General features: G+C 59.1%; 21 protein-coding genes. 11 read left to right on the top strand and 10 right to left on the bottom strand.

Annotated elements, in window-relative coordinates; all coding sequences use genetic code 11:
- Positions 1–72: 72 nt before the first annotated feature.
- Both AC2FJW_RS15565 and AC2FJW_RS15560 read left to right on the top strand, forming a co-directional pair.
- Positions 73–1,413, top strand: coding sequence for a M16 family metallopeptidase (locus tag AC2FJW_RS15565; protein WP_142640049.1), 1,341 nt, complete (start codon positions 73–75; stop codon positions 1,411–1,413).
- Positions 1,410–2,714 carry a M16 family metallopeptidase gene (locus tag AC2FJW_RS15560; RefSeq protein ID WP_271952138.1) on the top strand — a complete coding sequence of 435 codons (1,305 nt, stop codon included), beginning with the start codon at positions 1,410–1,412 and terminating at the stop codon, positions 2,712–2,714. The genes AC2FJW_RS15565 and AC2FJW_RS15560 overlap by 4 nt, the downstream gene beginning before the upstream one ends.
- A 3-nt stretch (positions 2,715–2,717) precedes the next feature.
- Here AC2FJW_RS15560 and AC2FJW_RS15555 read toward each other — a convergent pair whose 3' ends face one another.
- From AC2FJW_RS15555 to deoC, 3 genes are all read right to left on the bottom strand, one after another.
- The gene (locus AC2FJW_RS15555; RefSeq protein WP_281996041.1) at positions 2,718–3,449 is read right to left on the bottom strand and encodes a Crp/Fnr family transcriptional regulator; all 732 of its coding nucleotides are present in this window, start codon (positions 3,447–3,449) and stop codon (positions 2,718–2,720) included.
- A gap of 177 nt (positions 3,450–3,626) precedes the next feature.
- Positions 3,627–5,960, bottom strand: a complete 2,334-nt coding sequence (locus tag AC2FJW_RS15550) for an aldehyde dehydrogenase family protein (protein WP_496750591.1) — start codon at positions 5,958–5,960, stop codon at positions 3,627–3,629.
- An 11-nt stretch (positions 5,961–5,971) separates the two neighbouring features.
- A complete protein-coding gene (gene deoC, locus AC2FJW_RS15545) occupies positions 5,972–6,970 on the bottom strand; it encodes a deoxyribose-phosphate aldolase (protein ID WP_281973768.1) in 999 nt (332 codons plus the stop codon).
- A 198-nt stretch (positions 6,971–7,168) separates the two neighbouring features.
- On the opposite strand from deoC, the gene AC2FJW_RS15540 reads away from it, so the two are divergent.
- The 6 genes from AC2FJW_RS15540 (at position 7,169) to AC2FJW_RS15515 (ending at position 14,480) form a co-directional block, all read left to right on the top strand.
- Positions 7,169–8,122, top strand: coding sequence for a metal ABC transporter solute-binding protein, Zn/Mn family (locus AC2FJW_RS15540; protein WP_271952144.1), 954 nt, complete (start codon positions 7,169–7,171; stop codon positions 8,120–8,122).
- Positions 8,123–8,125: 3 nt separating this feature from the next.
- Positions 8,126–8,929, top strand: a complete 804-nt coding sequence (locus AC2FJW_RS15535; protein WP_142640060.1) for a metal ABC transporter ATP-binding protein — start codon at positions 8,126–8,128, stop codon at positions 8,927–8,929.
- A 3-nt stretch (positions 8,930–8,932) separates the two neighbouring features.
- Positions 8,933–10,138, top strand: a complete 1,206-nt coding sequence (locus AC2FJW_RS15530) for a metal ABC transporter permease (RefSeq protein WP_496697731.1) — start codon at positions 8,933–8,935, stop codon at positions 10,136–10,138.
- Complete coding sequence (locus AC2FJW_RS15525; RefSeq protein WP_496750590.1) at positions 10,135–11,064, top strand: metal ABC transporter permease; 930 nt, start codon at positions 10,135–10,137, stop codon at positions 11,062–11,064. The genes AC2FJW_RS15530 and AC2FJW_RS15525 overlap by 4 nt, the downstream gene beginning before the upstream one ends.
- Positions 11,065–11,347: 283 nt before the next feature.
- Entirely contained in the window at positions 11,348–13,198 is a 1,851-nt protein-coding gene (gene mutL, locus AC2FJW_RS15520; protein WP_496750589.1) for a DNA mismatch repair endonuclease MutL, read from the top strand.
- A gap of 52 nt (positions 13,199–13,250) precedes the next feature.
- Complete coding sequence (locus AC2FJW_RS15515; protein ID WP_496697726.1) at positions 13,251–14,480, top strand: DNA recombination protein RmuC; 1,230 nt, start codon at positions 13,251–13,253, stop codon at positions 14,478–14,480.
- Positions 14,481–14,540: 60 nt separating this feature from the next.
- On the opposite strand, the gene AC2FJW_RS15510 is transcribed toward AC2FJW_RS15515, so the two are convergent.
- Positions 14,541–15,191, bottom strand: a complete 651-nt coding sequence (locus AC2FJW_RS15510) for a ChrR family anti-sigma-E factor (protein ID WP_496697724.1) — start codon at positions 15,189–15,191, stop codon at positions 14,541–14,543.
- Positions 15,192–15,201: 10 nt separating this feature from the next.
- On the bottom strand, positions 15,202–15,858 hold the full coding sequence (locus AC2FJW_RS15505; RefSeq protein WP_496697722.1) for a sigma-70 family RNA polymerase sigma factor: 657 nt from the start codon (positions 15,856–15,858) through the stop codon (positions 15,202–15,204).
- A 147-nt stretch (positions 15,859–16,005) separates the two neighbouring features.
- Between AC2FJW_RS15505 and AC2FJW_RS15500 the strand changes: the two genes are divergently transcribed.
- The 3 genes from AC2FJW_RS15500 (at position 16,006) to AC2FJW_RS15490 (ending at position 18,384) form a co-directional block, all read left to right on the top strand.
- Positions 16,006–16,782 (top strand): DUF1365 domain-containing protein, encoded by a 777-nt coding sequence (locus AC2FJW_RS15500; RefSeq protein ID WP_496750587.1) that lies wholly within the window; start codon positions 16,006–16,008, stop codon positions 16,780–16,782.
- A gap of 79 nt (positions 16,783–16,861) precedes the next feature.
- Positions 16,862–17,179: a DUF3775 domain-containing protein gene (locus AC2FJW_RS15495; RefSeq protein ID WP_142640076.1), complete on the top strand. Its 318-nt coding sequence runs from the start codon at positions 16,862–16,864 to the stop codon at positions 17,177–17,179.
- A 257-nt stretch (positions 17,180–17,436) separates the two neighbouring features.
- The gene (locus tag AC2FJW_RS15490) at positions 17,437–18,384 is read left to right on the top strand and encodes a tetratricopeptide repeat protein (protein ID WP_496750586.1); all 948 of its coding nucleotides are present in this window, start codon (positions 17,437–17,439) and stop codon (positions 18,382–18,384) included.
- Positions 18,385–18,425: 41 nt separating this feature from the next.
- On the opposite strand, the gene AC2FJW_RS15485 is transcribed toward AC2FJW_RS15490, so the two are convergent.
- The 5 genes from AC2FJW_RS15485 to AC2FJW_RS15465 are packed head-to-tail and all read right to left on the bottom strand — an operon-like array spanning position 18,426 to position 22,200.
- Positions 18,426–19,568, bottom strand: coding sequence for a saccharopine dehydrogenase family protein (locus AC2FJW_RS15485; RefSeq protein ID WP_496750584.1), 1,143 nt, complete (start codon positions 19,566–19,568; stop codon positions 18,426–18,428).
- 22 nt (positions 19,569–19,590) lie between these two features.
- Positions 19,591–19,839, bottom strand: coding sequence for a SemiSWEET family sugar transporter (locus AC2FJW_RS15480; RefSeq protein WP_142640081.1), 249 nt, complete (start codon positions 19,837–19,839; stop codon positions 19,591–19,593).
- Positions 19,840–19,851: 12 nt separating this feature from the next.
- The gene (locus AC2FJW_RS15475) at positions 19,852–20,898 is read right to left on the bottom strand and encodes a saccharopine dehydrogenase (RefSeq protein ID WP_496750583.1); all 1,047 of its coding nucleotides are present in this window, start codon (positions 20,896–20,898) and stop codon (positions 19,852–19,854) included.
- Between the two features lie 15 nt (positions 20,899–20,913).
- Positions 20,914–21,528: a glutathione S-transferase family protein gene (locus AC2FJW_RS15470; RefSeq protein WP_496750581.1), complete on the bottom strand. Its 615-nt coding sequence runs from the start codon at positions 21,526–21,528 to the stop codon at positions 20,914–20,916.
- A gap of 21 nt (positions 21,529–21,549) precedes the next feature.
- A complete protein-coding gene (locus AC2FJW_RS15465; RefSeq protein WP_142640087.1) occupies positions 21,550–22,200 on the bottom strand; it encodes a histidine phosphatase family protein in 651 nt (216 codons plus the stop codon).
- Positions 22,201–22,506 lie beyond the last annotated feature (306 nt).

Here is a 22,506-nt window from a genome sequence, read left to right as displayed (position 1 = left end):
TTCCGTCATCGGGGTTGAACCCGGGCGGCACCACCGTAGTTTGAACACCAGAAACGAAACGGAGGATGCCCCATGGTTCGGGCTCTGGCACTGTCGGCTGCTCTGATCGCCGCCACCCCGGTTTTTGCCGAAGATGGGCACGAGGCGGTCACCACCTTTACGCTGGATAACGGTATGGACGTTGTCGTGATCGAGGATCACCGCGCCCCAGTCGTGCAGCACATGGTCTGGTATCGCGCCGGATCGGCGGATGAGCCGGTTGGTTCGTCCGGTGTGGCGCATTTTCTGGAACACCTGTTGTTCAAGGCCACCGACACGCTGGAGGCGGGCGAGTTTTCTGCCACCGTCGCGGCCAATGGCGGCAATGACAACGCGTTCACCTCGTATGATTACACCGCCTATTTTCAGCGTGTTGCTGCCGACCGGCTTGAGCTGATGATGCGGATGGAGTCAGACAGGATGCGCAATATCCGCCTGTCCGATGATGACATCGCCACCGAGCGCGACGTGATCCTGGAAGAACGTAACCAGCGTACCGAAAACAACCCGCGCGCCCTGTTCGGTGAACAGGTCAGCGCGGCGCAATACCTCAACCACCGCTATGGTGTCCCCGTTATCGGTTGGAAACATGAGATGGAAACGCTGGACCTGGACGATGCACTGTCCTTCTATCAGATCCACTATTCGCCAAATAACGCCATCCTGGTGGTGACCGGCGATGTTGAGCCAGACGAGGTCAAATCCCTGGCCGAGCAATATTACGGGGTAATCCCGGCAAACCCGGACCTGCCCGAACGGGTGCGATCACAGGAGCCGCCACAAACCGCTGAACGCCGTCTGACCTTTAAGGATGCGCGCGTATCGCAGCCCTATGTTCAGCGCAGCTATCTAGCACCCGAACGGGACGCAGGTGCGCAGGAAAAAGCCGCCGCCCTGTTCCTTCTGGCTGAATTACTGGGGGGCAGCACGACGTCGTACCTGAATGAAAAACTGCAGTTCGAGCAGCAAAAGGTCGTCTATACCGGTGCGTTCTACCGAGGCGTGTCGCTTGACGATACCACGTTTGATCTGCTGGTTGTTCCGGCCGAAGGCGTGTCGCTGCAAGAGGCCGAGGATGCGATGGATCAGGCCGTGACCGATTTCATCGCCGAAGGTGTGAACGAAGAGGATCTGGATCGGATCAAGATGCAGCTGCGCGCCGCGCAGACCTATGCGCGTGACAATGTGGACGGGATCGGCAATCGCTATGGCCGTGCCCTGACCAGCGGGCTGACGGTCGAAGATGTACAGGCTTGGCCTGATGTCCTGCAGGCGGTGACCGGTGATCAGATCATCGCCGCCGCGCGCGAGGTGCTGCAGCCTGAAACCTCGGTCACGGGCTGGCTGATGCGAGACGATGAGGTAACGCAATGAAGCGGATATTTGTAACTCTGATTGCTTTGGTCATCGCAGTTCCTGCATGGGCCGAGATCGAGATTGAAGAAGTCACCTCGCCGGGTGGCATCACCGCATGGCTGGTCGAGGATCACTCGATCCCCTTCACCGCCCTGGAGCTGCGGTTCCGCGGTGGCACGTCGCTGGACGACCCGACAAAGCGCGGCGCGGTGTATCTGATGAGCGGCCTGATCGAAGAAGGCGCTGGCGAAATGGATGCCCGCACCTATGCGCGCGAGCTGGAATCTCTGGCCGCGTCGTTCGGGTATAGCGCCTCAGACGATTCAGTGTCGATCTCGGCACAGTTTCTGACCGAAAACAGGGATGAGGTGATTGACCTGTTGCGGACCACGATTCACGAACCGCGTTTCGATCAGGATGCTGTAGACCGTGTTCGCGCTCAGGTTCTGTCGGGTCTGCGGTCAGATCAGACCAGCCCCAGTGACATTGCCGGGCGCAGCTTCGCGGAAATGGCCTATGGCGATCACCCCTACGGTTCCGAAGGCAAGGGCACGATCGAGAGTGTCAGCGCCTTGACCCGCGATGATGTGGTCACGGCATATGAGAACGTGTTTACCAAGGATCGACTGTATGTAGGCGCGGTCGGCGATATCACCCCAGAGGAACTGGGCGCGGTGCTGGACGAGCTCTTGCTTGATCTGCCGGATACCGGCAAACCGATCCCTAAGCGGGCCGATGTGACGATCACTGGCGGAGTGAGCGTGATCGAGTTCGATACGCCGCAATCGGTGGCTCTGTTCGGCCATGCCGGGATCGACCGCGACGACCCGGATTTCTTTTCCGCCTATCTGTTGAACCACATTCTTGGCGGCGGGGGTTTCGAAAGTCGCCTGATGCAGGAAGTGCGCGAAAAACGCGGTCTGACCTATGGCGTGGCGACCTATCTGGTGCCAAAGGATCTGGCCTCTGTGTATCTTGGGTCGGTGTCCTCGGCCAATGACCGTATCGCCGAAGCCGTTGATGTGATCCGCAACGAATGGGCGCGCGCCGCATCCGAAGGGGTCACTCAGAAGGAGTTGGACGACGCCAAGACCTATCTGACCGGTGCCTATCCGCTGCGCTTTGATGGCAACAGCCAGATCGCCGGGATCATGGTGGGTATGCAGATGGAGGATTTGCCTATCGACTATATCGCCACACGCAATGACAAGGTGAATGCAGTGACGCTTGAGGATGTGAACCGGGTGGCCTCCGAACTGCTGGACCCAGATGGTTTGCACTTTACCATCGTTGGCAAACCCGAAGGTCTGGACGGCTGACCCTTAGGCCGCTGCAGGTCTTCTCTGGGCCTGCAGCGTGTGCTTGTTGCTGTTCAACAGCTTTTGCCGTGTATGTCGGAAATGCGCTGCTTTCAATGCATCGTCGATATGGCGGCTCCGCCGCAGCAAGCGCATCAGGCTGATATTGTCGAAGACCAGGCATTTGGTGGGTTCGGTGGCTATTACCGTGGCTGTGGCAGGCAGCCCAAGGCCAAAGGTCAGCTCTCCCAAAATCTCATCTTCTCCACATTGGTTGATGACCCGGCCGTTTTTCAGGATCGTGGTCCGCCCCTTTAAGACAAAGCCCAAAAAGTCGGTTGTCTTGCCTTCTTCGATCAGGATGTCACCGTTTTCATAGGTCTTGACGGCGGCGGTGTTCAACAGTTTCCGGGCTTGATGGGGTTTCAGCGATTCAAGGTGCAGGGCGATGAACTGACGTTCGTCGTCTGAGAACCGAAGCAGATGTCGGGACAGAAACCCGCGCAGCAGGCCCAGGATCGAGATCGAGATATAGGCCAGTTGAATGATCGAGCCCGCGAGGTTGAATTCTTCCGACATGCTGAACAGAACACATCCGGCTGCGGCGATCACAAGCAGGGGGTAGAGGCTGCCGTTGCCCCGGATGATCCCCATCTGCAGCAGAAAATAGCTGGTGATGTAGAGGCCCGCGCCAAAGACGCCGATCATCGTGGCGACCTGTACCAATTCTGGAAACTCGTATGGAAAACTCAGCATGGCCCGATCCAACCTTGTAAAGACTGGGTCCAAGCTGAGGGATAGTGGCGGCGCTGTATATGAACAATGTCACATGTTAATCATCGTTATGTGCATTCAATGATCACTCTATGCAGCAGCGCGCCATCTGTACCCGAACAAACTGTTTGCACCCCTGGGTTTTCCAGGGCTGGGGCCCTACTCGCCGTAGGGCACCCAGATGTTTTTAACCTCGGTCACAGCCTGCAGGAAGCGGCGAGTCTGATCCTCGTGCCAGTCGGTTGCCATGGCGTTATTAACCCAACTCCGTTTCAGGTTCCCGGCCGAAGCCCGCTCGATCTCGGCCGACAGATCGGTAGACGAGAATGACCAGATCGCATCCACATTCAGATGCGAAGCCAGCGGCTTCGCCAGTTCCGTGTGACTGCCAGTCAGGATGTTGACCACGCCAGCGGGCACGTCCGAGGTTTCGAGGATTTGGTAGAAATCCGTCGCCGCCAGCGGGTAAGGCTCGCTTGCCGCAAGAACCACCCGGTTGCCCATCGCAACCGCAGGCGCCATGGCCGAGACCAGACCCAGCAGCGGCGCCTCGTCAGCACAGAGCGCGCCGATCACGCCGACAGGTTCTTTCATGGCAATGGCCACGCCCCGGATCGGAACGCCGTGCACCTGGCCGTCATACTTGTCGGCCCAGGCAGCGGCGGTGAACAGGCGCTGGATCGAGGCTTCGACCTCTTTCGCGCCGTCTTTCCTGCCGGTCATGGCATCAAGGCGCGCAGCGAATTCACCCGCGCGGGCCGAGAGGTTTTCGCCGATGTAATACAGGATCTGTGCCCGCAGATGGCCGGTGGTCTTGGACCAACCCTTGGCCCCCGCTGCGGCCTCGACCGCGTTGCGGACGTCTTTGCGGTTGGCCAGACCCACATGGCCCAGCAGTCCAGACTTGCCCCAGACGGGTTTCGAATATCCGCTGTCAGGACGGGCCTGTTTGCCGCCGACATACATTTTGGCAGTACGGTCAATCGGATCGACCGGGGCACCTTCGCCCATCGCTGCCTCGGCCTTGGCCAATGGCTTGCCTTTGCCTTTATGCTTGGTGTAAGCGGTCAGACCTTCCCAGCCACCTTCGCGGCCAAAGCCGCTTTCGCGCACACCGCCGAACCCGGCTGCGGCATCGAACAGATTGGTGGCATTCACCCAGACAACGCCCGCGACCAGCTTCGGTGCGATATCCAGTGCAAGGTTCACGTTCTCGGTCCATACCGTCGCCGCCAGCCCGTAACGGGTGTTGTTGGCCAGCTCAACCGCCTCTTCCGGAGTACGGAAGGTCGAGGACACCAGCACCGGACCGAAAATCTCCTCCTGCATCAGTAGATCAGAGGTTTCGAGGCCCGAGATCAGCGTTGGCGGGTAGAAACAGCCATTTTCGGGCAGCGCGCCAGCCGCCTGATAAACGTGACCCGCGGTGTTGTTGTCGACCATGCTCTTGATGGTCTGCAACTGGACCGGGTCGACCACAGCACCCACGTCGATGCATTTGTCCAATGGATCACCGATGCGCAGAGTGTCCATTCGGGCGCGCAGTTTCTCGTGGAACCGATCGGCGATGCCTTCCTGAACCAACAGACGCGAACCCGCGCAACAAACCTGACCCTGATTGAACCAGATCGCGTCGACCAGCCCTTCGATGGCGGAATCGATATCGGCGTCGTCAAAGACGATATAGGCGGACTTGCCGCCCAGCTCCAAAGTCAGCGCCTTACCCGAACCGGCGGTCGCCTCACGGATGCGCCGCCCCACTGCGGTTGAGCCGGTAAAGGCGATCTTGTCCACGTCCGAGGCCACGATCATCTCACCTACCGCGCCATCGCCCGTGACAATGTTGACCACACCCTTGGGCAGCCCGGCCTGTGAGCAGATATCGGCAAACAGCAGCGCGGTCAGAGAGGTATATTCGGCAGGTTTCAGAACGACCGTGTTACCCATGGCCAGCGCCGGAGCAATCTTCCAAGCCAGCATCAGCAGCGGAAAGTTCCAAGGAACGATTTGTCCACACACTCCCAGCGCTTCGGCGTTGGGTAGTTCGCTTTCCATCAACTGCGCCATGCCGGCGTGGTAGTAAAAGTGACGCTGTACTAGAGGGATGTCGATGTCGCGCGATTCACGGATCGGCTTGCCGTTATCCAAGCTTTCCAGCACTGCAAACAGGCGCGAGTGCTTTTGCAGCAGGCGCGCGATGGCATAGAGGTAGCGCGCACGACCCGCACCGCCCATCTTCTCCCATTTTGGCTGCGCCTTGCGGGCGGCGGATACGGCGGCGTCGACATCGGCTTGCTTGGCCTGGGTCAGCTTGGCCAAAACCTCTCCGGTCGCCGGGTTGCGGCTGTCGAACCCCTTGCCCGGTTTGGTGAAGGTCCCGTCGATATAGTGACCAAATTTGTCACCCTGATCGACCAGCCAGGCCAGCGCTTCGGCTGAGCTTTCGGGGGCAGGGCCGTAATCCATGGTCTCGAAAATCTCTTTGACTGTCATTGTTTTCGTCCTCAGCCCATCGAGTGCCTGTAACCGGCGGAATAAGCACCCGTTACGAAATGTTCTAGCTGCCGTTCGATATCGCCCAAAAGCGACGACGCGCCAAAGCGAAACAGGTCCGGCTCCAGCCAACGGTCGCCCAACTCATCCTTGATCAGCGACAGGTAAACTAGTGCGTCCTTGGCTTTGGAAATCCCGCCTGCGGGTTTATATCCGACACGATACCCGGTGCGGTCATAGTAATCGCGGATCGCCCGGATCATCACCAGCGACACGGGCAGCGTGGCGTTGACGCTTTCCTTACCGGTCGAAGTCTTGATGAAATCCGCCCCCGCCATCATGCAGACCAGCGAGGCGCGCGCCACGTTGCGTAGGCTGCCCAGTTCGCCGGTTGCAAGGATGGCTTTGACATGCGCGTCGCCACAAGCCACGCGGAAGGCTTTCATCTCGTCATACAAGGCCTGCCAGTCGCCCGACAGCACATGACGCCGAGAGATTACGATGTCGATTTCCTCGGCTCCGGCTTTGACGCTTTCTTCGATCTCGGCCACGCGCAGGTGGAACGGGGACAAGCCTGCAGGGAATCCGGTCGATACGGCGGCCACCGGAATCCCGGTGCCCTTCAGCGCATCCACAGCGGTTTCGATCATGTCGTGATAGACACAGACCGCGCCGGTGGTGATCGGTGGCATGTCCAACGCCTGAAGTGTTGCAGAAGCCACGGGTTGCCGCGCTTTGGCGCACAGGCGCCGGACACGGCCGACGGTATCGTCTCCCGATAGGGTGGTCAGGTCGATCAGGGTGATCGCCTTGAGCAGCCACGCCGCCTGGTAGTCCTTTTTCACCGAGCGCCGACCCGGCAGGGTGGCTGCGCGGCGCTCAACGGCCGAGGTGTTGACCTGTACGGCCCGCACCCAATCCAGATCAAGCTCCATTCCAGGGTTCCGGGGCTCGGTCACTTGCGGCAGATGCGCGGTGCGCACGGGGCTTTCTGAGCTCTGCGTTTCCATTTTCACATCCTTTGGGAGGTTTGTATCAAATTCGCACGGGTAAGATGCAAATGGAAGGCCATCCGGCATTGGAAGGGTAAATTTTTTGACCAAATGGACAAAATAGGCGTTTTCTTGCGAATAATTCTCAATAGCATTGACTTAGTTGCGAGCGGTTCTCATATTCATCTTAGCAAGATACCATTTCCGGGGTCTGATATGATTCGTCGTAGTTTCCTTGCAGCGCTGGCATTCGCCGCTGTATTCCCATTCTCGGCCTGGGCCGATGCGCCGCTGAAAGTGGTGGCCACGACCGGTATGATTGCCGATGCCGCCCGTCAGGTCGGAGGTGATCAGGTCGAGGTGAAGGGCCTTATGGGCCCCGGCGTCGACCCGCATGCCTATCGTCAGACCCGCAGTGATATCGTCGCTATGACCAGGTCCGATCTGATCCTGTGGCATGGTCTGTATCTTGAGGCGCAGATGGAAGAGTTCTTCCATGACCTAGGGCGTAAACGCATGGTCGTTGCGGTAGCCGAAGGCGTTGATAAGTCAAAGCTGCACGCGCATGACAATTATGCTGACAAATACGATCCCCATCTTTGGATGAGCCCGGCCCTGTGGCGCGATGTCGTGGTCGAGGTGCAAAAAGCCCTGACACAAGCGCGCCCCGAGGCCGCGGACACCTTTGCGGCAAACGCAGAGGCCTTTCTTGCGCAGATCGCGGAACTGGAGACTTATGGCAAGCAAGTGCTTGCAGCGGTCCCGGAAAACAACCGTGTTCTGGTGACGGCACATGATGCCTTTGGGTATTTCGGTGCTGAATACGGGTACGATGTGCTTGGAATTCAGGGCATTTCAACCCAATCCGAGGCGGGATTGAACCGGATTAGCGAATTGGTCGATACGCTGGTTGACCGGCAACTGACGGCAGTTTTCGTGGAAAGCTCGGTCTCGGATCGGTCGATGCGTGCGCTGATCGAGGGCGCAGCGGCCAGGGGACATCAGGTCGAAGTCGGTGGACAGCTTTATTCGGACGCGATGGGCGAGCCCGGCACCTATGAGGGTACCTACATCGGGATGCTGGATCACAATATCACAGTAATCGCAGGCGCTCTGGGGGCTGATATTCCCAAAACTGGCATGAGCGGCAATCTGTCGGCGGGGTTTTAAGAGATGCTGGAACTGGCGGCACATCAGGGCATCCCCCTTCCGGAAAACGACATTGGAAAAAGCCCGCTGGCCATTCGTGGCCTGACCGTCTCGTACGGGCAGAAGCCGGCAGTTTTCTCGGTTGATATGACCGTGCAACCGGGTGCCATGACAGCGATCATCGGGCCAAACGGTGCTGGTAAATCGACCCTGTTGAAGGCGGCTTTGGGGATTGTCTCACCCCTGTCCGGTCAGGTGACGGTGTTTGGCGATCGGCTGGATCGACAGCGGTCCCGGATCGCATATGTGCCGCAGCGGGCCAGCGTGGACTGGGACTTCCCGACGCGCGTGATTGACGTGGTTCTGATGGGCTTGTCGCGCGAACTGGGGCTGTTGGGACGGGTGCGCGCCCGGCATAAGGCGCAGGCGATGGATTGCCTGCACCGTGTAGGGATGCGTGACTTTGCCGACCGGCAGATCGGCCAGTTGTCAGGCGGCCAGCAGCAGAGGGTCTTTCTGGCGCGCGCCTTGGCGCAGGCCGCCGATCTGTATCTGCTGGACGAACCTTTTGCCGGGGTTGATGCGGCAACGGAAAAGGCCATCATTTCCGTCCTGAAATCGCTGAAAGAGGCGGGCAAGACCGTGGTTGCGGTGCATCATGACCTGGCGACCGTCACCGACTATTTCGACCATGTTTTCCTGATCAACACGCGCAAAGTCGCCGAGGGGCCCGTGGCCGAGGCATTTACGGCCAAGACATTGCAATCTGCCTATGGCGGCCGTCTGGCTACTGCGCAGATCGACCAGATCTCACGCGCGCTGGGGTGAGTCATGCATTGGGATGCTCTGACCCTTCAGCTTGGCTATAACGCCACGCTTGTCGCAATCGGCGCAAGCCTGCTGGGCATTTCCGCCGGGGTAACCGGCACATTTCTGTTCTTGCGCAAACGTGCACTGGTCAGCGATGCGATCAGCCATGCGACATTGCCGGGTGTGTGTCTGGCCTTTATGGTGCTTGTGGCCCTCGGTGGGGACGGCAGAAACCTGATCGGCCTGCTCGTTGGGTCGGCAATATCCGCTTGGATCGGCCTTTTATGTATGAACTGGCTGACGCGGCACACGCGGCTGGCCGAGGATGCCGCGATCGGAGCGGTCCTATCTGTATTCTTTGGTTTCGGCATTGTGCTGCTGACGGTGATCCAGACCATGGGTGTGGGCCGACAGGCGGGGCTTGAAGGGTTTCTGCTGGGCTCGACCGCTGGGATGCTTTGGGCAGATGCGATGATCATTGCGATCGGAGGCGCGGCAACGCTGGCGCTTGTCATGATTATCCGCCGTCCAATGACGATCGTGGCCTTTGACCCTGAATTTGCCGCAGCCAGGGGCCTGCCGGTGCATCGCATCGACCTTGCAATGATGGGTCTGGTAATGGCCGTCACAGTGGTTGGCCTGAAAGTTGTCGGGTTGATCCTGATCGTTGCGCTTTTGATCATTCCGCCGGTGACAGCCCGGTTTTGGACTGAGCGGTCCGAAAGAGTAGTGTTGCTGGCGGGTCTGATCGGGGGCGTCTCGGGCTATATCGGTGCGGCGCTGTCGGCGGCGGCTCCCAATCTGCCGACGGGTCCGCTTATCGTTCTTGTCAGTTTTGCCGTGTTTGTCCTGTCGTTGCTGTTGGCGCCGGTTCGCGGTGTTCTGGCGGCGGTGTTGCGGCACCTGCAATTCCAGCGTCGGGTTCATATCCGGCAGGGCTTGCTTGCGTTGGCACAAGGGCAGAAAATCTATGAGCCGCTGACCCTGCGTTTGTTACGCCGGGCCGGGTTGGCCCGCCCCGACGGCGTGGCAACCGAGGCTGGCAAGGCCCGCGCCGCCAAAGCCCTGCGCGACGAAAAGCGGTGGGAGGTCGTTCGCACGGACCAGGCCCACGAAGCAACAGCGGCGTTGTATGATGGGCTGCGCGATATCGAAACCGCGCTGACCCGCGACCAGATTACCGAGATCGACCGCCAGATCGGCGGCCCGCAGGGGATAGCACCATGAGCGGCGAAGAATTCGTTCCCCTGTCACTGACACCGCTGCTGATCGGGACATTTGCGGCCATCGCCTGCGCCCTTCCGGGGAACTTTCTGGTTCTGCGCAAACAGGCGCTGATCGGGGATGCCATCAGCCATGTGGTGCTGCCGGGTATCGTGGTTGCCTTTCTTCTGACCGGCGCGATCTCGACCTGGCCAATGATGCTGGGCGCGGCGGGTGCTGCCGTGGTTGCTGTGGTGATGATCGAGGCGATCCGCAGGCTGGGTCAGATCGAACCCGGTGCGGCAATGGGCGTGGTCTTTACTACCCTATTTGCGGCGGGCGTTCTTTTGTTGGAGCAGACGGACACCTCGACCGTGCATCTGGATGTGGAACACGCGCTGTATGGCAATCTCGAAAGTCTGATCTGGCTGGACGCAACGGGATGGGTCTCGCTGTGGGACCCGGCAGCGCTTGCAGGGTTGCCCCCGGAATTGCCGCGTATCGCGCTGACACTTGCAGGGGTTTCCCTGTTTACCTGGATATTCTGGCGACCATTGAAGATTTCGACCTTTGACGAAGGTTTTGCCAGCACGATTGGTATTCGGACCGGTCCTTTGGGGTTTGCGCTGGTGATCACAGCGGCGATAGCTGCCGTCGCAGCCTTCGACGCGGTTGGCTCGATCATCGTGATCGCCATGTTCATTTGCCCCCCCGCTGCGGCGCGGTTGATGACCAACCGATTGGAAACTCAAATCGCATGGAGCGTTGTATTTGCCGTTGTTTCGGCCGTGATGGGCTATGTTCTGGCGGGCTATGGCCCATTATGGCTGGGTGCCCGCGATGCCGTGAGTGCCGCCGGAATGATCGCAACGGTATCGGGTGTGATTCTGGCGCTTGCGGCTGTTTTCGGCCCCTGCCGGACCCGCGCGGGCGCTCCAGGCACTGTCTGATCCGGCAAATTCCTGCTGTTGGCTGATGCCGTATTTCGGCTGAACTTTGCCAACGCGAACAGCGCGGCCAGAGTTAATGAGCCTTAATCTGCAGATCGTGCTAAGGTTGTTGTATTGTTAAGCAACTGACCACCACTCACCCCGGCTTGTTCGGGCAATCGTGATCAAGGTCGTCGCCTTGCAGGCCGACATGGCGCGATTGTCCGAACGCCCCCCCTCTTGCACAAAATCTGAATACCATAGCGGTGGCAGAATCGTGTGCGCATGTGCTAGGTCTAGGGGTATGGAGCAGGCAAACCCCAATATCAACGAGTTTCGACCGGTAATTCGGCAGTTGGACGATGCTGCAATCAACCGGATCGCAGCCGGCGAAGTGGTTGAGCGACCGGCCTCTGCGGTCAAGGAATTGATCGAGAACGCCATTGATGCAGGTGCCACGCGGGTTGCGATAGAGATCGCCGATGGGGGTAAGACGCTGATTCGCGTCACCGATGACGGCTGTGGTATTGCGGCGACGGACTTGCCGTTGGCTTTGTCCCGCCACGCAACCTCGAAAATCGACGGGTCGGATCTGCTGAACATTCATACTTTCGGATTTCGCGGTGAGGCGTTGCCGTCGCTGGGCGCGGTCGGGCGTTTGACCATAACCAGTCGTGTTCCGGGGGCGGATGCGGCGCAGATTCAGGTCGCTGGTGGCACAATGTCCGCGGTGAAACCCGCGGCTCTGCGCGCGGGTACCGTGGTCGAGTTGCGCGATCTGTTCTTTGCCACGCCTGCGCGTCTGAAATTCATGCGTACCGACCGCGCCGAGACACAGGCCATCGCCGATACGGTCAAACGTCTGGCCATGGCCGAGCCCTCGGTCACCTTTACCCTGCGCGATGTCTCGGGCGGCGGCGAGGGGCGCGTAACCTTCCGTGCTGACCGCGAGAATGGTGATCTGTTTAACGCGTTGCATGCCCGACTGGCCCGCGTGATCGGGCGCGAGTTTGCCGAGAACGCGTTGCAAATTGACGCCACGCGTGAGGGTATCCGGCTGTATGGCTATGCCGCTCTGCCGACCTATTCTCGGGGCGCAGCGGTGGCGCAGTACCTGTTCGTCAATGGACGGCCTGTGCGTGACAAGATGCTGACCGGTGCATTGCGGGCGGCCTATTTCGACTTTCTCAGCCGTGATCGGCATCCGGCGGCGGCTCTGTTCATCGACTGTGATCCGACGCTGGTGGATGTGAACGTGCACCCCGCGAAATCCGAGGTCCGGTTCTGCGATCCCGGCGTCGCACGCGGGCTGATCGTCTCGGCCCTGCGGCACGCACTGGCCGAAGCGGGGCACCGGGCGTCCTCGACCGTCGCAAACGCGACGCTTGGCGCGATGCGACCCGAGCCGTCTCACTCCACCCCGGCGCGGGTGTATCAGATGGATCGCCCCTCACCCGCCGCGCGCCAGATGGCTTATCAGGCGCAGGCGCCGGGCTTTGCTGAACTGACCCGCGATTACAGCGGCAGCGTGGTCGAGCCGGTCGCGGAGCCCGCTTCCGAGGCGCCGACCGAAGACCTGCCTTTGGGGGCCGCGCGCGGGCAGGTGCATGAAAACTACATCATCGCCCAGACCGCTGATGGCATGGTGATCGTCGATCAGCACGCCGCGCATGAGCGGCTGGTCTATGAAAAGCTCAAAACCCAGATGGCGGCGAACGGCGTGGCGGCGCAGGCGCTGCTGATCCCCGAGATCGTAGAGTTGTCTGAAAGCGACTGCGCGCGACTTATGGCGGTGGCAGATGACCTTTCGCGCTTTGGCCTGACGCTCGAGCCCTTCGGCGGCGGTGCGGTTGCCGTGCGTGAAACCCCGGCCATTCTGGGTGAGGTCAACGCCCGCGCAATGATTCTGGATATTCTGGATGAGCTGTCCGATCAGGGTGAAAGCCAGATGGTGCAGGCGCGGATTGAGGCGATCCTCAGTCGTGTCGCCTGTCACGGTTCGATCCGCTCGGGCCGCCGAATGCGGGCCGAAGAGATGAACGCCCTGCTGCGCGAGATGGAGGCAACGCCTCATTCCGGCCAGTGCAACCACGGGCGGCCAACTTATGTGGAACTGAAGCTGACCGATATCGAACGTTTGTTCGGACGCAGTTGATCCCGCGGGGTGCGCGGGCTATGAAGAATAAAACAAGAACACCCGAGGCGATATGATCGAGATTGCAGGAACCCAATTTGCCTTGAACGACCCCGTGATCTTGGTCGTTGGCGGGGTGGTGGCATTGATCCTGTTGCTGCTGTTCCTGTCTTTGCGAGCGGCCAACCGGTCAGCCAGGATGGCCGAGCCACTGTCGCGGCAAATGGCGCATCTGGGTCAGCATGTTCAGCAGTTGGGACAAGGACAAGAGCAGCTGCGCGGTGGTCTGCAGCATGTCTCGGACACGCAGGCCAATGCGCAGCTGCAGGTGATCCAGACGGTTGAATCCCGCCTGTCTTCGGTGCAGCAGCAGATGAACGATCGGCTGGCAGATAATGCGATGAAATCCGCGCGTGCGCTGGCCGAGATGCAGGAGCGGATGAAGGAATCGCTTCACGGCTCGTCGAAACAGACGGCGACGTCACTGACCCAGTTGCAGGAGCGTCTGGCGGCCATCGACAAGGCGCAGGATAACATCACCAAACTGTCGGGCGATGTGCTGTCGCTTCAGGATATTCTGTCGAACAAACAGACGCGCGGTGCGTTCGGAGAGATTCAGTTGAACGATATCGTCTCCAAGGCGTTGCCCTCGGACAGTTTCAAACTGCAGGCGACCTTGTCGAACGGGCGTCGGGCAGATTGCCTGATCCACCTGCCCAACCCACCAGGCCCCATTGTGATCGACAGCAAATTCCCGTTGGAAGCGTATGAGGCGCTGATCGGGTCGACCAATGATGCGGAGCTGAAAGCAGCGGTGCAGATGTTCCGAACAACTGTGCGCAAGCATATCAACGACATCTCCGAGAAATACATTCTGGACGGGGAAACCGCCGATGGCGCGTTGATGTTCCTACCTTCTGAAGCGGTTTATGCCGAGTTGCACGCCAAGTTTCCCGAATTGGTGCAGGAGAGCTTTACCAAACGCGTTTGGATCGTCTCGCCCACCACCTGCATGGCAACGCTGAACACGATGCGCGCGATCCTGAAGGACGCAAGGATGCGGGAACAGGCGGGTGCTATCCGCAAAGAGCTGGGTCTGCTGCACAAGGATGTAGATCGCCTGGGCGATCGGGTTTCCAATCTGGACCGTCATTTCGGGCAGGCGGCCAAGGATATCTCGGAAATCAAGATCAGCGCTGAAAAGGCAGGGCGCCGGGCGCAGCGACTGGACAATTTCGATTTCGAAGAGATCGCACCTGACGACACGCCGGGCGTTGTACCGCTGGCGCGGCACGAAATCTGACAAGCTGTTCGATGCGACATTGGCCGGATTTGGCCAGCGCACCGCGTCAGGTCCCAGAGATCAGATACGCAGGAAGGGCTGGAACAAGCGGGGCATGAGCTTGGTGAATTTTAGCGGCGCGTCGGTAACGGCCAGACAGATGCAATCTGCGGTAATGTCTGCGGTCGGGGTGTGATGCAGATCTTCATCGGCAATCTCGACATCGCCGCGTGCAAAGTGATCAACCTCATCCGAGAAAGCACCCTGCAGAACCATGGTCAATTCCATACCGTTATGGCTGTGATCCGGAACTGCGGTTCCGGCCGGAATGAACAGCAGACGTGCCGAAGCGTCGCCGCTCGTCGGCAAGATAGCTTGTCTGACGCCCATTCCGATGGGCCGCCATCGGATGTCATTGACAGTGCCGCCGACGTAGTCCTGCAGGGGGGCAGGTAGCACGGCGCAGCCCTTGTTCACGGGCTTGGGGGTCGGTGCGCCTTGGGCGATCAGCGCCATCGTCGCAGCCAGCGCGCTGTCGCTCATTTGGGCAGGATAGGGCAGCTCGTCCAGTATCTGTCCGCCAACCGCATCAAAGCTTTCAGCCTGCGCGCGGCAATGGTCACACAGCGACAGATGGGTCGCGACCATCAGATCGAACGCTTCGGGCAGGCTGCCGGCGGCATATGCCATCAGCAGATCTTCCGTCAGGTGATGCTTAATCTGTTTGCTCATCGTCTCTGTCTCAGTTCATTGCGTGGCGCAGGCGATCCAGCGCCAGCCTAATTCTTGATTTGATCGTTCCCAGAGGCAATCCAGTCTGAGACGCAATTTCCCGGTGACTCAGGTCTCCGAAATAGGCCTTTTCGATCAAGTCTCTTTGCGCGTCAGGCAACGCCTTCAAGGCAGTGCGCAGCTGCGCGGTTTCTTGTTGCAAGACGATCACGTCGTCCTGATCAGGTTCGGACTCGGGGCCCCATCCCAGTTCTTCCGGTTCGGGGCGCCGTTGCTTGCGCAGGGCGTCGATGCGTTTGTTCCGTGCGATGGTGAACACCCATGTGGCCACCGTTGCCCGGGTCGGATCGAACAGATGGGCCTTGTGCCACAAGGTCGCCATCACCTCTTGCGCACATTCCTCGGACATGGTCGCGTCCGAGCCTGACTTCATCAGGAACGCCTTGATACGCGGCGCAAAATGCTGGAACAGCTCGGCAAAAGCCGCCTGATCCTGCGCATCCCGAATGCGCCTGACATGGTCCACCCACTCAATCCTGGTGTCGCAACTGCTTTGTGTTCCGTTCACCTGTTTACCCTTGATGCGTTTTCTTGCGCGCCATGGCTTGAGGACGGCGGGTGTAGCCGCCGGCTCGTCCAAGGTCACGGTGTCTATCTCGGTAAACATAACCACAATACGGTTGGTGTCCCAAGCCGGATCACTCTGAAGCGATATTTTTGATCCAATCCTGGCTGGATGCCGTATTCTAAGTAACAGAAACCTTCAGAAAACCACGCCCCTCCGGGCGGTTACAAGCGGGTCGGACCATATCGAATGACACAGACCGTTGATCACGTTGCGGGCCATACTTTTCACGGGCGCAAGGGGGCGATCGAAAACGCCTTCCGCTATTCGGTCGACTACATTCTTCTGAACCCCGAATGTGATCTGACTACACCAGTGCTGTTTTCGGTGAACCGGGCCAACCTTACCAACTGGCGGTCGCAGGACCACGGGGGGGCGCCGGGCCAAGGCGGCGCTGCCGTATGGCTGCGCACCCAGTTCGATCAGATGCAGGTGGCGCAACCGGCGCGCCTGATGTTGCTGACCCAGCCCCGGGTTTTGGGTCATGTCTTCAACCCGGTCAGCTTCTGGTTCTGTTTCGATGGGCAGGGTGCGCTCTATGCGGTTGTGGCCGAGGTGACCAATACCTATGGCACGCGCCACAGCTATCTGTGCCACAATCCCGGCTTTTCACCCATCAAGGCAACCGACAGGATGGTGGCTGACAAACTGCTGCATGTCTCGCCCTTCCAGAAGATCGAAGGAAGTTACACCTTCCGGTTCGATTACCGCCCCGAGCGTGTCGGCGTGTGGATCGACTATGCCCGCCCCGAGGGCGGTTTGATCGCGACGTTAACCGGGACACGCCGTCCGCTGACCAACCGGGTGATCCTGTGGTCGCTGCTGCGCCGCCCATTTGGTGCGCGGCGGACCTTTGCGCTGATCATCTGGCAGGCACTTAAACTTTGGGTGAAAAAAGCCACCTTTCGCCCGTTCAGAACCGCACCGGTGCCGGATCAGCCGGTTTCGCGTGTGCGCCTGCGCTAACGCGTTTGTTCAAGATCAAAGACTCGAGCTCTGCCTAGTGGTTGTTTCATTCGAAAGCCGCGAACACAGGAGTCGGGTCATGTTGGAAATTTCAGCAAGAAAAGTTGCTCAGGTTGCGCTGATGGGGCGCGAGCTGAATCGGGCCGAGGGCGAGTTGCGCGCGTTCATTGATCACATGAGCGAGGACGAACAGGCCGAACTGGTGGCTATCATGTGGATCGGGCGCGAAAGCTTCTTCGCCGAGGATCTGGTCGAAGCCATCGCCACCGCAAGGGCCGAAGCCTCAACCCCCTGCGCTGATTACCTGATCGGCACGCCGCACATGTCAGATCATCTGGAAAATGGTTTGGATGCGCTGGGGGTATCGGCGGAAGATGTGGAAAACGATCTGATGTAGGCGATTGCGCAACGGATCGAGGACAGAGTTTTCCACACCTTCTTGTCTGGCGGTTTAATCGGATAAAGGGATGGTCGTGGACAATTTCAGCCAGGTTTGATTTAGGTTCGGGTGAACTACTTTTGGTTGAATGAATGACATCCGATACCCCAGCTTCTTTGCGACACAGAAAATCGAAGCTCGCCCGTGTTCTAACGGGTATTGTCTTGATCGCAATCGCTGGGGTTTTGGTGCTAGGCCAAGAACGTAAAAAGCTGATGGCTACCTGCAACTTCAGTAAGGCTGACTTGGAAGACAAGTTGGCCGCCTGTGATACGTTGTTGATATGGGCGGCATATAACCCGTCAACCCGGTCGCTGATCCATCGACACAAGATGCGGGCACATATGTGGAATAGAGACTGGGAGGCTGCCCAAAGCGAGGCTGATCTGGCTATTGCAGAAGACCCTGAAAGCCGCGTGCCGTGGCAGTGGAAGGCGCTGGCCCACGCCCGCGCCGAAGAATACCCAGCGGCGATGGAGGCAATTGAGGCAGCGCTGGAGATTGCCCCGGGTAATGACTATTCGCTAGAGACAAAAGCCAAACTCTTGCGCCGGATGGATCGGTTGTCAGAGGTTGAGCCTCTGGTTGAAGACGCCATAGCCAACCATAAAGTGGGCCCGTGGGCCTGGAGCTATGCTGGCTATTTCAGATTGCGGGCAAAGGAGTATAGACCCTCGGCTTTGGCCTTTTCCGAAGCGTTACATGCCGATCCACACAATGCATATGATCGCCGCAAGTTCCTTGAGGCCTGCCGACTTGCTGGCCCAGATTGCCCGCCTCTGTTTCCTGAAAAACGCGCGAGCTATGCTGAGCTTAGCTGCGAAGACATTGCATTGCAGTTTGCAGAGCAATATCCAGATTTTCACAGCGGAGCTGGTTTTGATACGCCGTATGACCTGATCGACCAAGGTGATTGGCGTGCAAAGGTCCTGGTGCAGGTTGTTTACCTCGGCACAGCAATCGGATTCGAGCAGACTGCGTCAAAAGAATATGCAAATAGGTTGATAGTAGACAGCGCCATGTTTGAGTGTGTTTCGGGTGGCGAATATTACTTTTCGGGCTCGGATAAGGGCTCCGAAGAACACCGCTATGCAGCTGAACACTTGTTTGGACCGGAATTGCGTAGAAACCTTGTCGATCTCGCGTATACGCATCTGAATTGATGTACCAACCCGGCCAATCCAGGTTGGTGCGGGCTTAGTTTTCAGCCCGCGTGATCCACCACCTGCAGATGCTGCGCCAGCCGGTCAATTTCAGCCATCCAACTCTGCACCAGCTTTGGATCATTGGGGGCCGCATGAACGCCTGCCGGGATAGCGCGGTTCAAGACGGCTTCGACAGCCAGTGAAACGGGGACCGAGACCAGCCGCGCCATTGCCGTGCCGCGGTCGTCACCCCAGGCATCCATCACATAGGTTTTGTGCCAGACCGGAACGCCGTCTTTTTCCGCCTTCAGGCCCACACACAGAACCACACGGTCCGGCTCGCCCTCGTCATAGGCGTTTTCGGCCCAGAACTGGTCCGACATCTCCTTCAGGCGTGCATCGCCTTCGGGCCCGGACAGGGTTTCGATTTCGGCAAACACATCCGACCACGCATCGGCCCAGCCATTCAGACGCAGCGTACCGCGGACGAATTCCTTGACCGGCCAGTGATCCTCGAAATCGTACTGCGCCATGAACGGGATCGAGTCGCGGTTCGGGTAGACCTCAAAGCTTTCGGGTGTGGGCAGGGGGGCGATATAGCTGGTAATCGCATCCCATGGGCGCGCCACGTCCAGCGGAGCATAATTGCGAATTGATTTCGATGGTGAACGCAACGCCTTGAGCACACCCAGCGGTGACCAGCTGAACTTGTACCGGAACGGGTTCGGATGCCTGGGGATACCACCGCAATAAGAGATGAAACTCAGGTGGTTCTGCGGGTCGAACGCGTCCGAAGCGCGATAGTCGTCGATCAGTGCATGAGCCATCAAGTGATCGATGCCCGGGTCCAGCCCGACCTCGTTGACCAGCGCCACCCCGGCTTCGCGGGCCGCGTCGTCCAACGCGCGCATCTCGGGCGCGATATAGGAGGATGAGACGAAATTCGCCTGTTTCGCGATTGCAAGCTCGGCCAAGGGCACGTGCCAATCGCCGGGCAACATCGAAACGATGACATCGCCCTGTTCCAGCACCGCCGCCAAGGCGTCGATGTCAAAAACGCGGATATCGCTGGTCAGGTCACCAACTTCGGCCTTGGCCTTTTCGATTGTCCGGTTCCAGACCGTGACCTTTTGCCCGCCTTCGATCAGGCGGCGTAAGCCGGGAATGGCCGACAGGCCGGTGCCACACCAGTGAATCGTCATGTGAAAACTCCTTTACGGCTGTTCAGCCAAACCTCAGTTTTGCAATCACGATCGCGCTGACAAGCAGGATCGAGATCACATTACCCAATATCAGCGGCCATGCCGCAATCATCACTCCGTAAATCAGCCACAGGCTCAACGTGGCCAGAATCAACAGGTTCGCCGGCATAGACAGATCCTTGGTCTCGCGGGAGCGCCAGGTCTTTAGGGTTTGAGGAAGCCAACATACAGTGCCTAGAACTGCTGCCGCGCCTCCGATCAGGTGTTCCATGCGTGGCTACTCCTAGACATGGTTGTCGAACGTATCGCGGGCCCGGCCCCAGACGCCGCTGTCCAGATCGGTCAGGGTCAGCAGAGAAGGCAGAAGCTGTGCTGCATAATCTTCCGAGCTTTCGACCGGTAGCATCGACGGCAGATTGTCGATTGCAACTACATCAAGAACCGGATTGGTCGCCACGCGCAGGGCAGGTGCGTCCCAAGTTGTTGCTCGGTCATAAACCGGAACAGGGTTATAATCGCTGTCGGGGTCACAGGCGACATCGCCGATGGCGGTCAGCTTGCGGTCAGCGGCCAGTGCCTCATGTGGGACAAAAATCGGCGTACCTGGGCGCGCGAAGATACAGTTCAGGAACAGGTCGTGGTCGAGGATTTCAGGGAACGGCCCGCCGCTGGCGGTTTCGGCCATGTCCCACTTGGTGACACTGACACCCATCGCCGTGCAAAGGTCGCTGGCGCCGGTACCCACGCGGCCAAGAGCACCGATGACGATGGCCCTTGGTCTATTGGCCTCGATGGCATCTAGTTCAGCCTGAAGCTCGGAATTCAACGCGTCCTTGCTGGGATAGACACCAACCGGAGGGCATTCCGCGCCCCGCTGCTGCGCGGCCCAAGTCTTGAGTGTCACCGCAGCCCCGGCATAGCCGGCCCAATAGCCAAAGGCGGCGACTCGGCGGCCGTTTTCGTCGACAAGATATTCCAGATCATACAGCGTTCCGCCCCCGGCCTTGAACCGTTCTAGCAGCGCCCGGCCGGAATGCTGACCCTTATAGGCATGGCCGAACATGATGTGGCGGTGGGGCAGGGGCGTGCCATCGTCGGGCAGTTCCTTGAGGCCAAAGATGATCGCGTCATTAGGTGCATCTGGCCAGGAATTCTCGGGCGCGATCTCGCAGCCAGCAGCCTTGTAACCGTCGATGGGGATGGCGCGAACATGGCTTTCCTCGACCGTTACGCGGATGCCAGCAGCGATCAGAGCCAAAGCGCCTTCAGGGGTCAGCCCGACCCGTTCTTCGTTCGGGCGCTGTTCGGCCCGGACCCATAGATGCGTCATATTTTGTCCCCTTTATCAGAGCATTCCGGCGGCACGTACGGCTTTCAGCGAAGCGCGCGCCTCTGCCGCCTCACGAAAGGCGACGATCTTGGGGTAGGCTGCGACGTCGACGCCGTCGCCTTCCAACCAACTGCAAACCACATACAAATAGGCATCGGCAAGCGAGAACGCCTCGCCCAGCACAAACGGTCCACGCAGACCGTTCGAACAGATATAGTCGCAGGACGCTGCCATGGTCTGCGCGACTTTTGCCGTCATATCCTTCCAGCTGGATTTCTTGTCGGCCCACCGTGCGCCGCGCAGCTTATGGGCGTGGTTCACATGCATGGTCGAGGCAAGGTAATACATCACCTCGCGCATCCGGGCGGCCATGATCGGGTCCGCAGGCACCAGCCCGGCCTTCGGAGCCATTGCTGCGATGAACTCCAAAAGTGCCCCGGTTTCGGTCAAAATCCCACCGTCTACCACCAGCGCCGGAACCCGGCCTTTTGGGTTGATCTGCTTGTAGGCGGATTTGGTTTGCTCTCCACCGGCAAAGCCCAGTTGGATCGCTTCATAGTCCAGCCCGGCCTCTTCCAGTGCAATCGCAACGGCGACCGAAATCGTGCGAGGGGCATAGTAAAGTTGCATCACAAAGCCTCTGGTTTGGGGTTACAGGTGGGTCTGTGCAAACTGCCGGTCTGGTGCTTCCAGATGCGGAACGGCATTGAACAGAACCGGGCTGAGCTGAGTACCTATCGGGTATAAACGGTGCATTGACGTGTTCATGATGGCAAGAGCCACCCGCGCCATGGCCGGGATATCCAGGCCCATCGCCTGCCGGACAACCATCGAAATCAACCCGCCCGAGGTCACAACAATGGCAGGGCCGCCTTCGGTTCCGATATCGGTCAGCGCGTCGCGCACCCGGGTTTCGAATTCCTCGAAGGTTTCCGGTGTGTTTTTGATGGCGCCATCGGCCCAGGCGGCAAAGGTGCGGGGCAGATGCTCGACAAAACCTTCGCGATCAGTGGGCACTTTCACTCCGTGCTGTTCCTCGAACAGCTGCGCGATGGTGAAATACTCGATCTCGTTCAGCCGCGGATCGCGGATCGGATCAGTCAGCCCCATGCTGGCGGTGGTCTCGGCGTGGCGGATCAGGGTGCCGCAATAGACCCGGGGAAAATGGCTGCGTGTGTCCTGCAAATGCGCCCCCAGCCAGCGGGCCTGCTGATGTCCCAGATCGCTGAGCTTGTCATAGTTCTTTTCGTCGCGCGCGGTGGTGTTGGCCTGCCCGTGACGCACCAGTGTGATATGTGACATGTCGGTCCCTCTTGCGTGGCAAGTCTTAGGACAGGTCTAGGTCCGGGGCCAGAGCCGTTCGTTGCGGTTTGGAAATTATTCTCGCTCACCCCCGAATCTGGCCGGGCGGTATTGTTGTTGACTCGCAAGACCGTCCACAGGAACCTTGGTGATATCAGACTGTCCTGCAAATTCATCGTTGCAAGCTATTCGATGACCTCGGAAAACTGGCTTGGGAAAGGGTTTATTTATGACGGATATTAAGCGCACGCCTTTGCATGGTTTGCATGTTGAGTTGGGTGGGAAGTTGGTTGATTTTGCGGGCTG

This window comes from Ruegeria sp. CDSA020 (assembly GCF_059612345.1).
Note: the sequence above shows the minus strand (reverse complement) of the source record. Positions and strands in the feature narration are given on the sequence as shown.

Bases quoted from the DNA above. Each gene is read 5' to 3' on its own strand.
- AC2FJW_RS15505 (WP_496697722.1), bottom strand. From the start codon at position 15,858: ATGTTTACCGAGATAGACACCGTGACCTTGGACGAGCCGGCGGCTACA.
- AC2FJW_RS15535 (WP_142640060.1), top strand. From the start codon at position 8,126: ATGCTGGAACTGGCGGCACATCAGGGCATCCCCCTTCCGGAAAACGAC.
- AC2FJW_RS15515 (WP_496697726.1), top strand. From the start codon at position 13,251: ATGATCGAGATTGCAGGAACCCAATTTGCCTTGAACGACCCCGTGATC.
- AC2FJW_RS15560 (WP_271952138.1), top strand. From the start codon at position 1,410: ATGAAGCGGATATTTGTAACTCTGATTGCTTTGGTCATCGCAGTTCCT.
- AC2FJW_RS15490 (WP_496750586.1), top strand. From the start codon at position 17,437: ATGGCTACCTGCAACTTCAGTAAGGCTGACTTGGAAGACAAGTTGGCC.
- AC2FJW_RS15530 (WP_496697731.1), top strand. From the start codon at position 8,933: ATGCATTGGGATGCTCTGACCCTTCAGCTTGGCTATAACGCCACGCTT.
- AC2FJW_RS15465 (WP_142640087.1), bottom strand. From the start codon at position 22,200: ATGTCACATATCACACTGGTGCGTCACGGGCAGGCCAACACCACCGCG.
- mutL (WP_496750589.1), top strand. From the start codon at position 11,348: ATGGAGCAGGCAAACCCCAATATCAACGAGTTTCGACCGGTAATTCGG.
- deoC (WP_281973768.1), bottom strand. From the start codon at position 6,970: ATGGAAACGCAGAGCTCAGAAAGCCCCGTGCGCACCGCGCATCTGCCG.
- AC2FJW_RS15500 (WP_496750587.1), top strand. From the start codon at position 16,006: ATGACACAGACCGTTGATCACGTTGCGGGCCATACTTTTCACGGGCGC.
- AC2FJW_RS15555 (WP_281996041.1), bottom strand. From the start codon at position 3,449: ATGCTGAGTTTTCCATACGAGTTTCCAGAATTGGTACAGGTCGCCACG.
- AC2FJW_RS15510 (WP_496697724.1), bottom strand. From the start codon at position 15,191: ATGAGCAAACAGATTAAGCATCACCTGACGGAAGATCTGCTGATGGCA.
- AC2FJW_RS15495 (WP_142640076.1), top strand. From the start codon at position 16,862: ATGTTGGAAATTTCAGCAAGAAAAGTTGCTCAGGTTGCGCTGATGGGG.
- AC2FJW_RS15470 (WP_496750581.1), bottom strand. From the start codon at position 21,528: ATGCAACTTTACTATGCCCCTCGCACGATTTCGGTCGCCGTTGCGATT.
- AC2FJW_RS15565 (WP_142640049.1), top strand. From the start codon at position 73: ATGGTTCGGGCTCTGGCACTGTCGGCTGCTCTGATCGCCGCCACCCCG.
- AC2FJW_RS15525 (WP_496750590.1), top strand. From the start codon at position 10,135: ATGAGCGGCGAAGAATTCGTTCCCCTGTCACTGACACCGCTGCTGATC.
- AC2FJW_RS15485 (WP_496750584.1), bottom strand. From the start codon at position 19,568: ATGACGATTCACTGGTGTGGCACCGGCCTGTCGGCCATTCCCGGCTTA.
- AC2FJW_RS15540 (WP_271952144.1), top strand. From the start codon at position 7,169: ATGATTCGTCGTAGTTTCCTTGCAGCGCTGGCATTCGCCGCTGTATTC.
- AC2FJW_RS15480 (WP_142640081.1), bottom strand. From the start codon at position 19,839: ATGGAACACCTGATCGGAGGCGCGGCAGCAGTTCTAGGCACTGTATGT.
- AC2FJW_RS15475 (WP_496750583.1), bottom strand. From the start codon at position 20,898: ATGACGCATCTATGGGTCCGGGCCGAACAGCGCCCGAACGAAGAACGG.
- AC2FJW_RS15550 (WP_496750591.1), bottom strand. From the start codon at position 5,960: ATGACAGTCAAAGAGATTTTCGAGACCATGGATTACGGCCCTGCCCCC.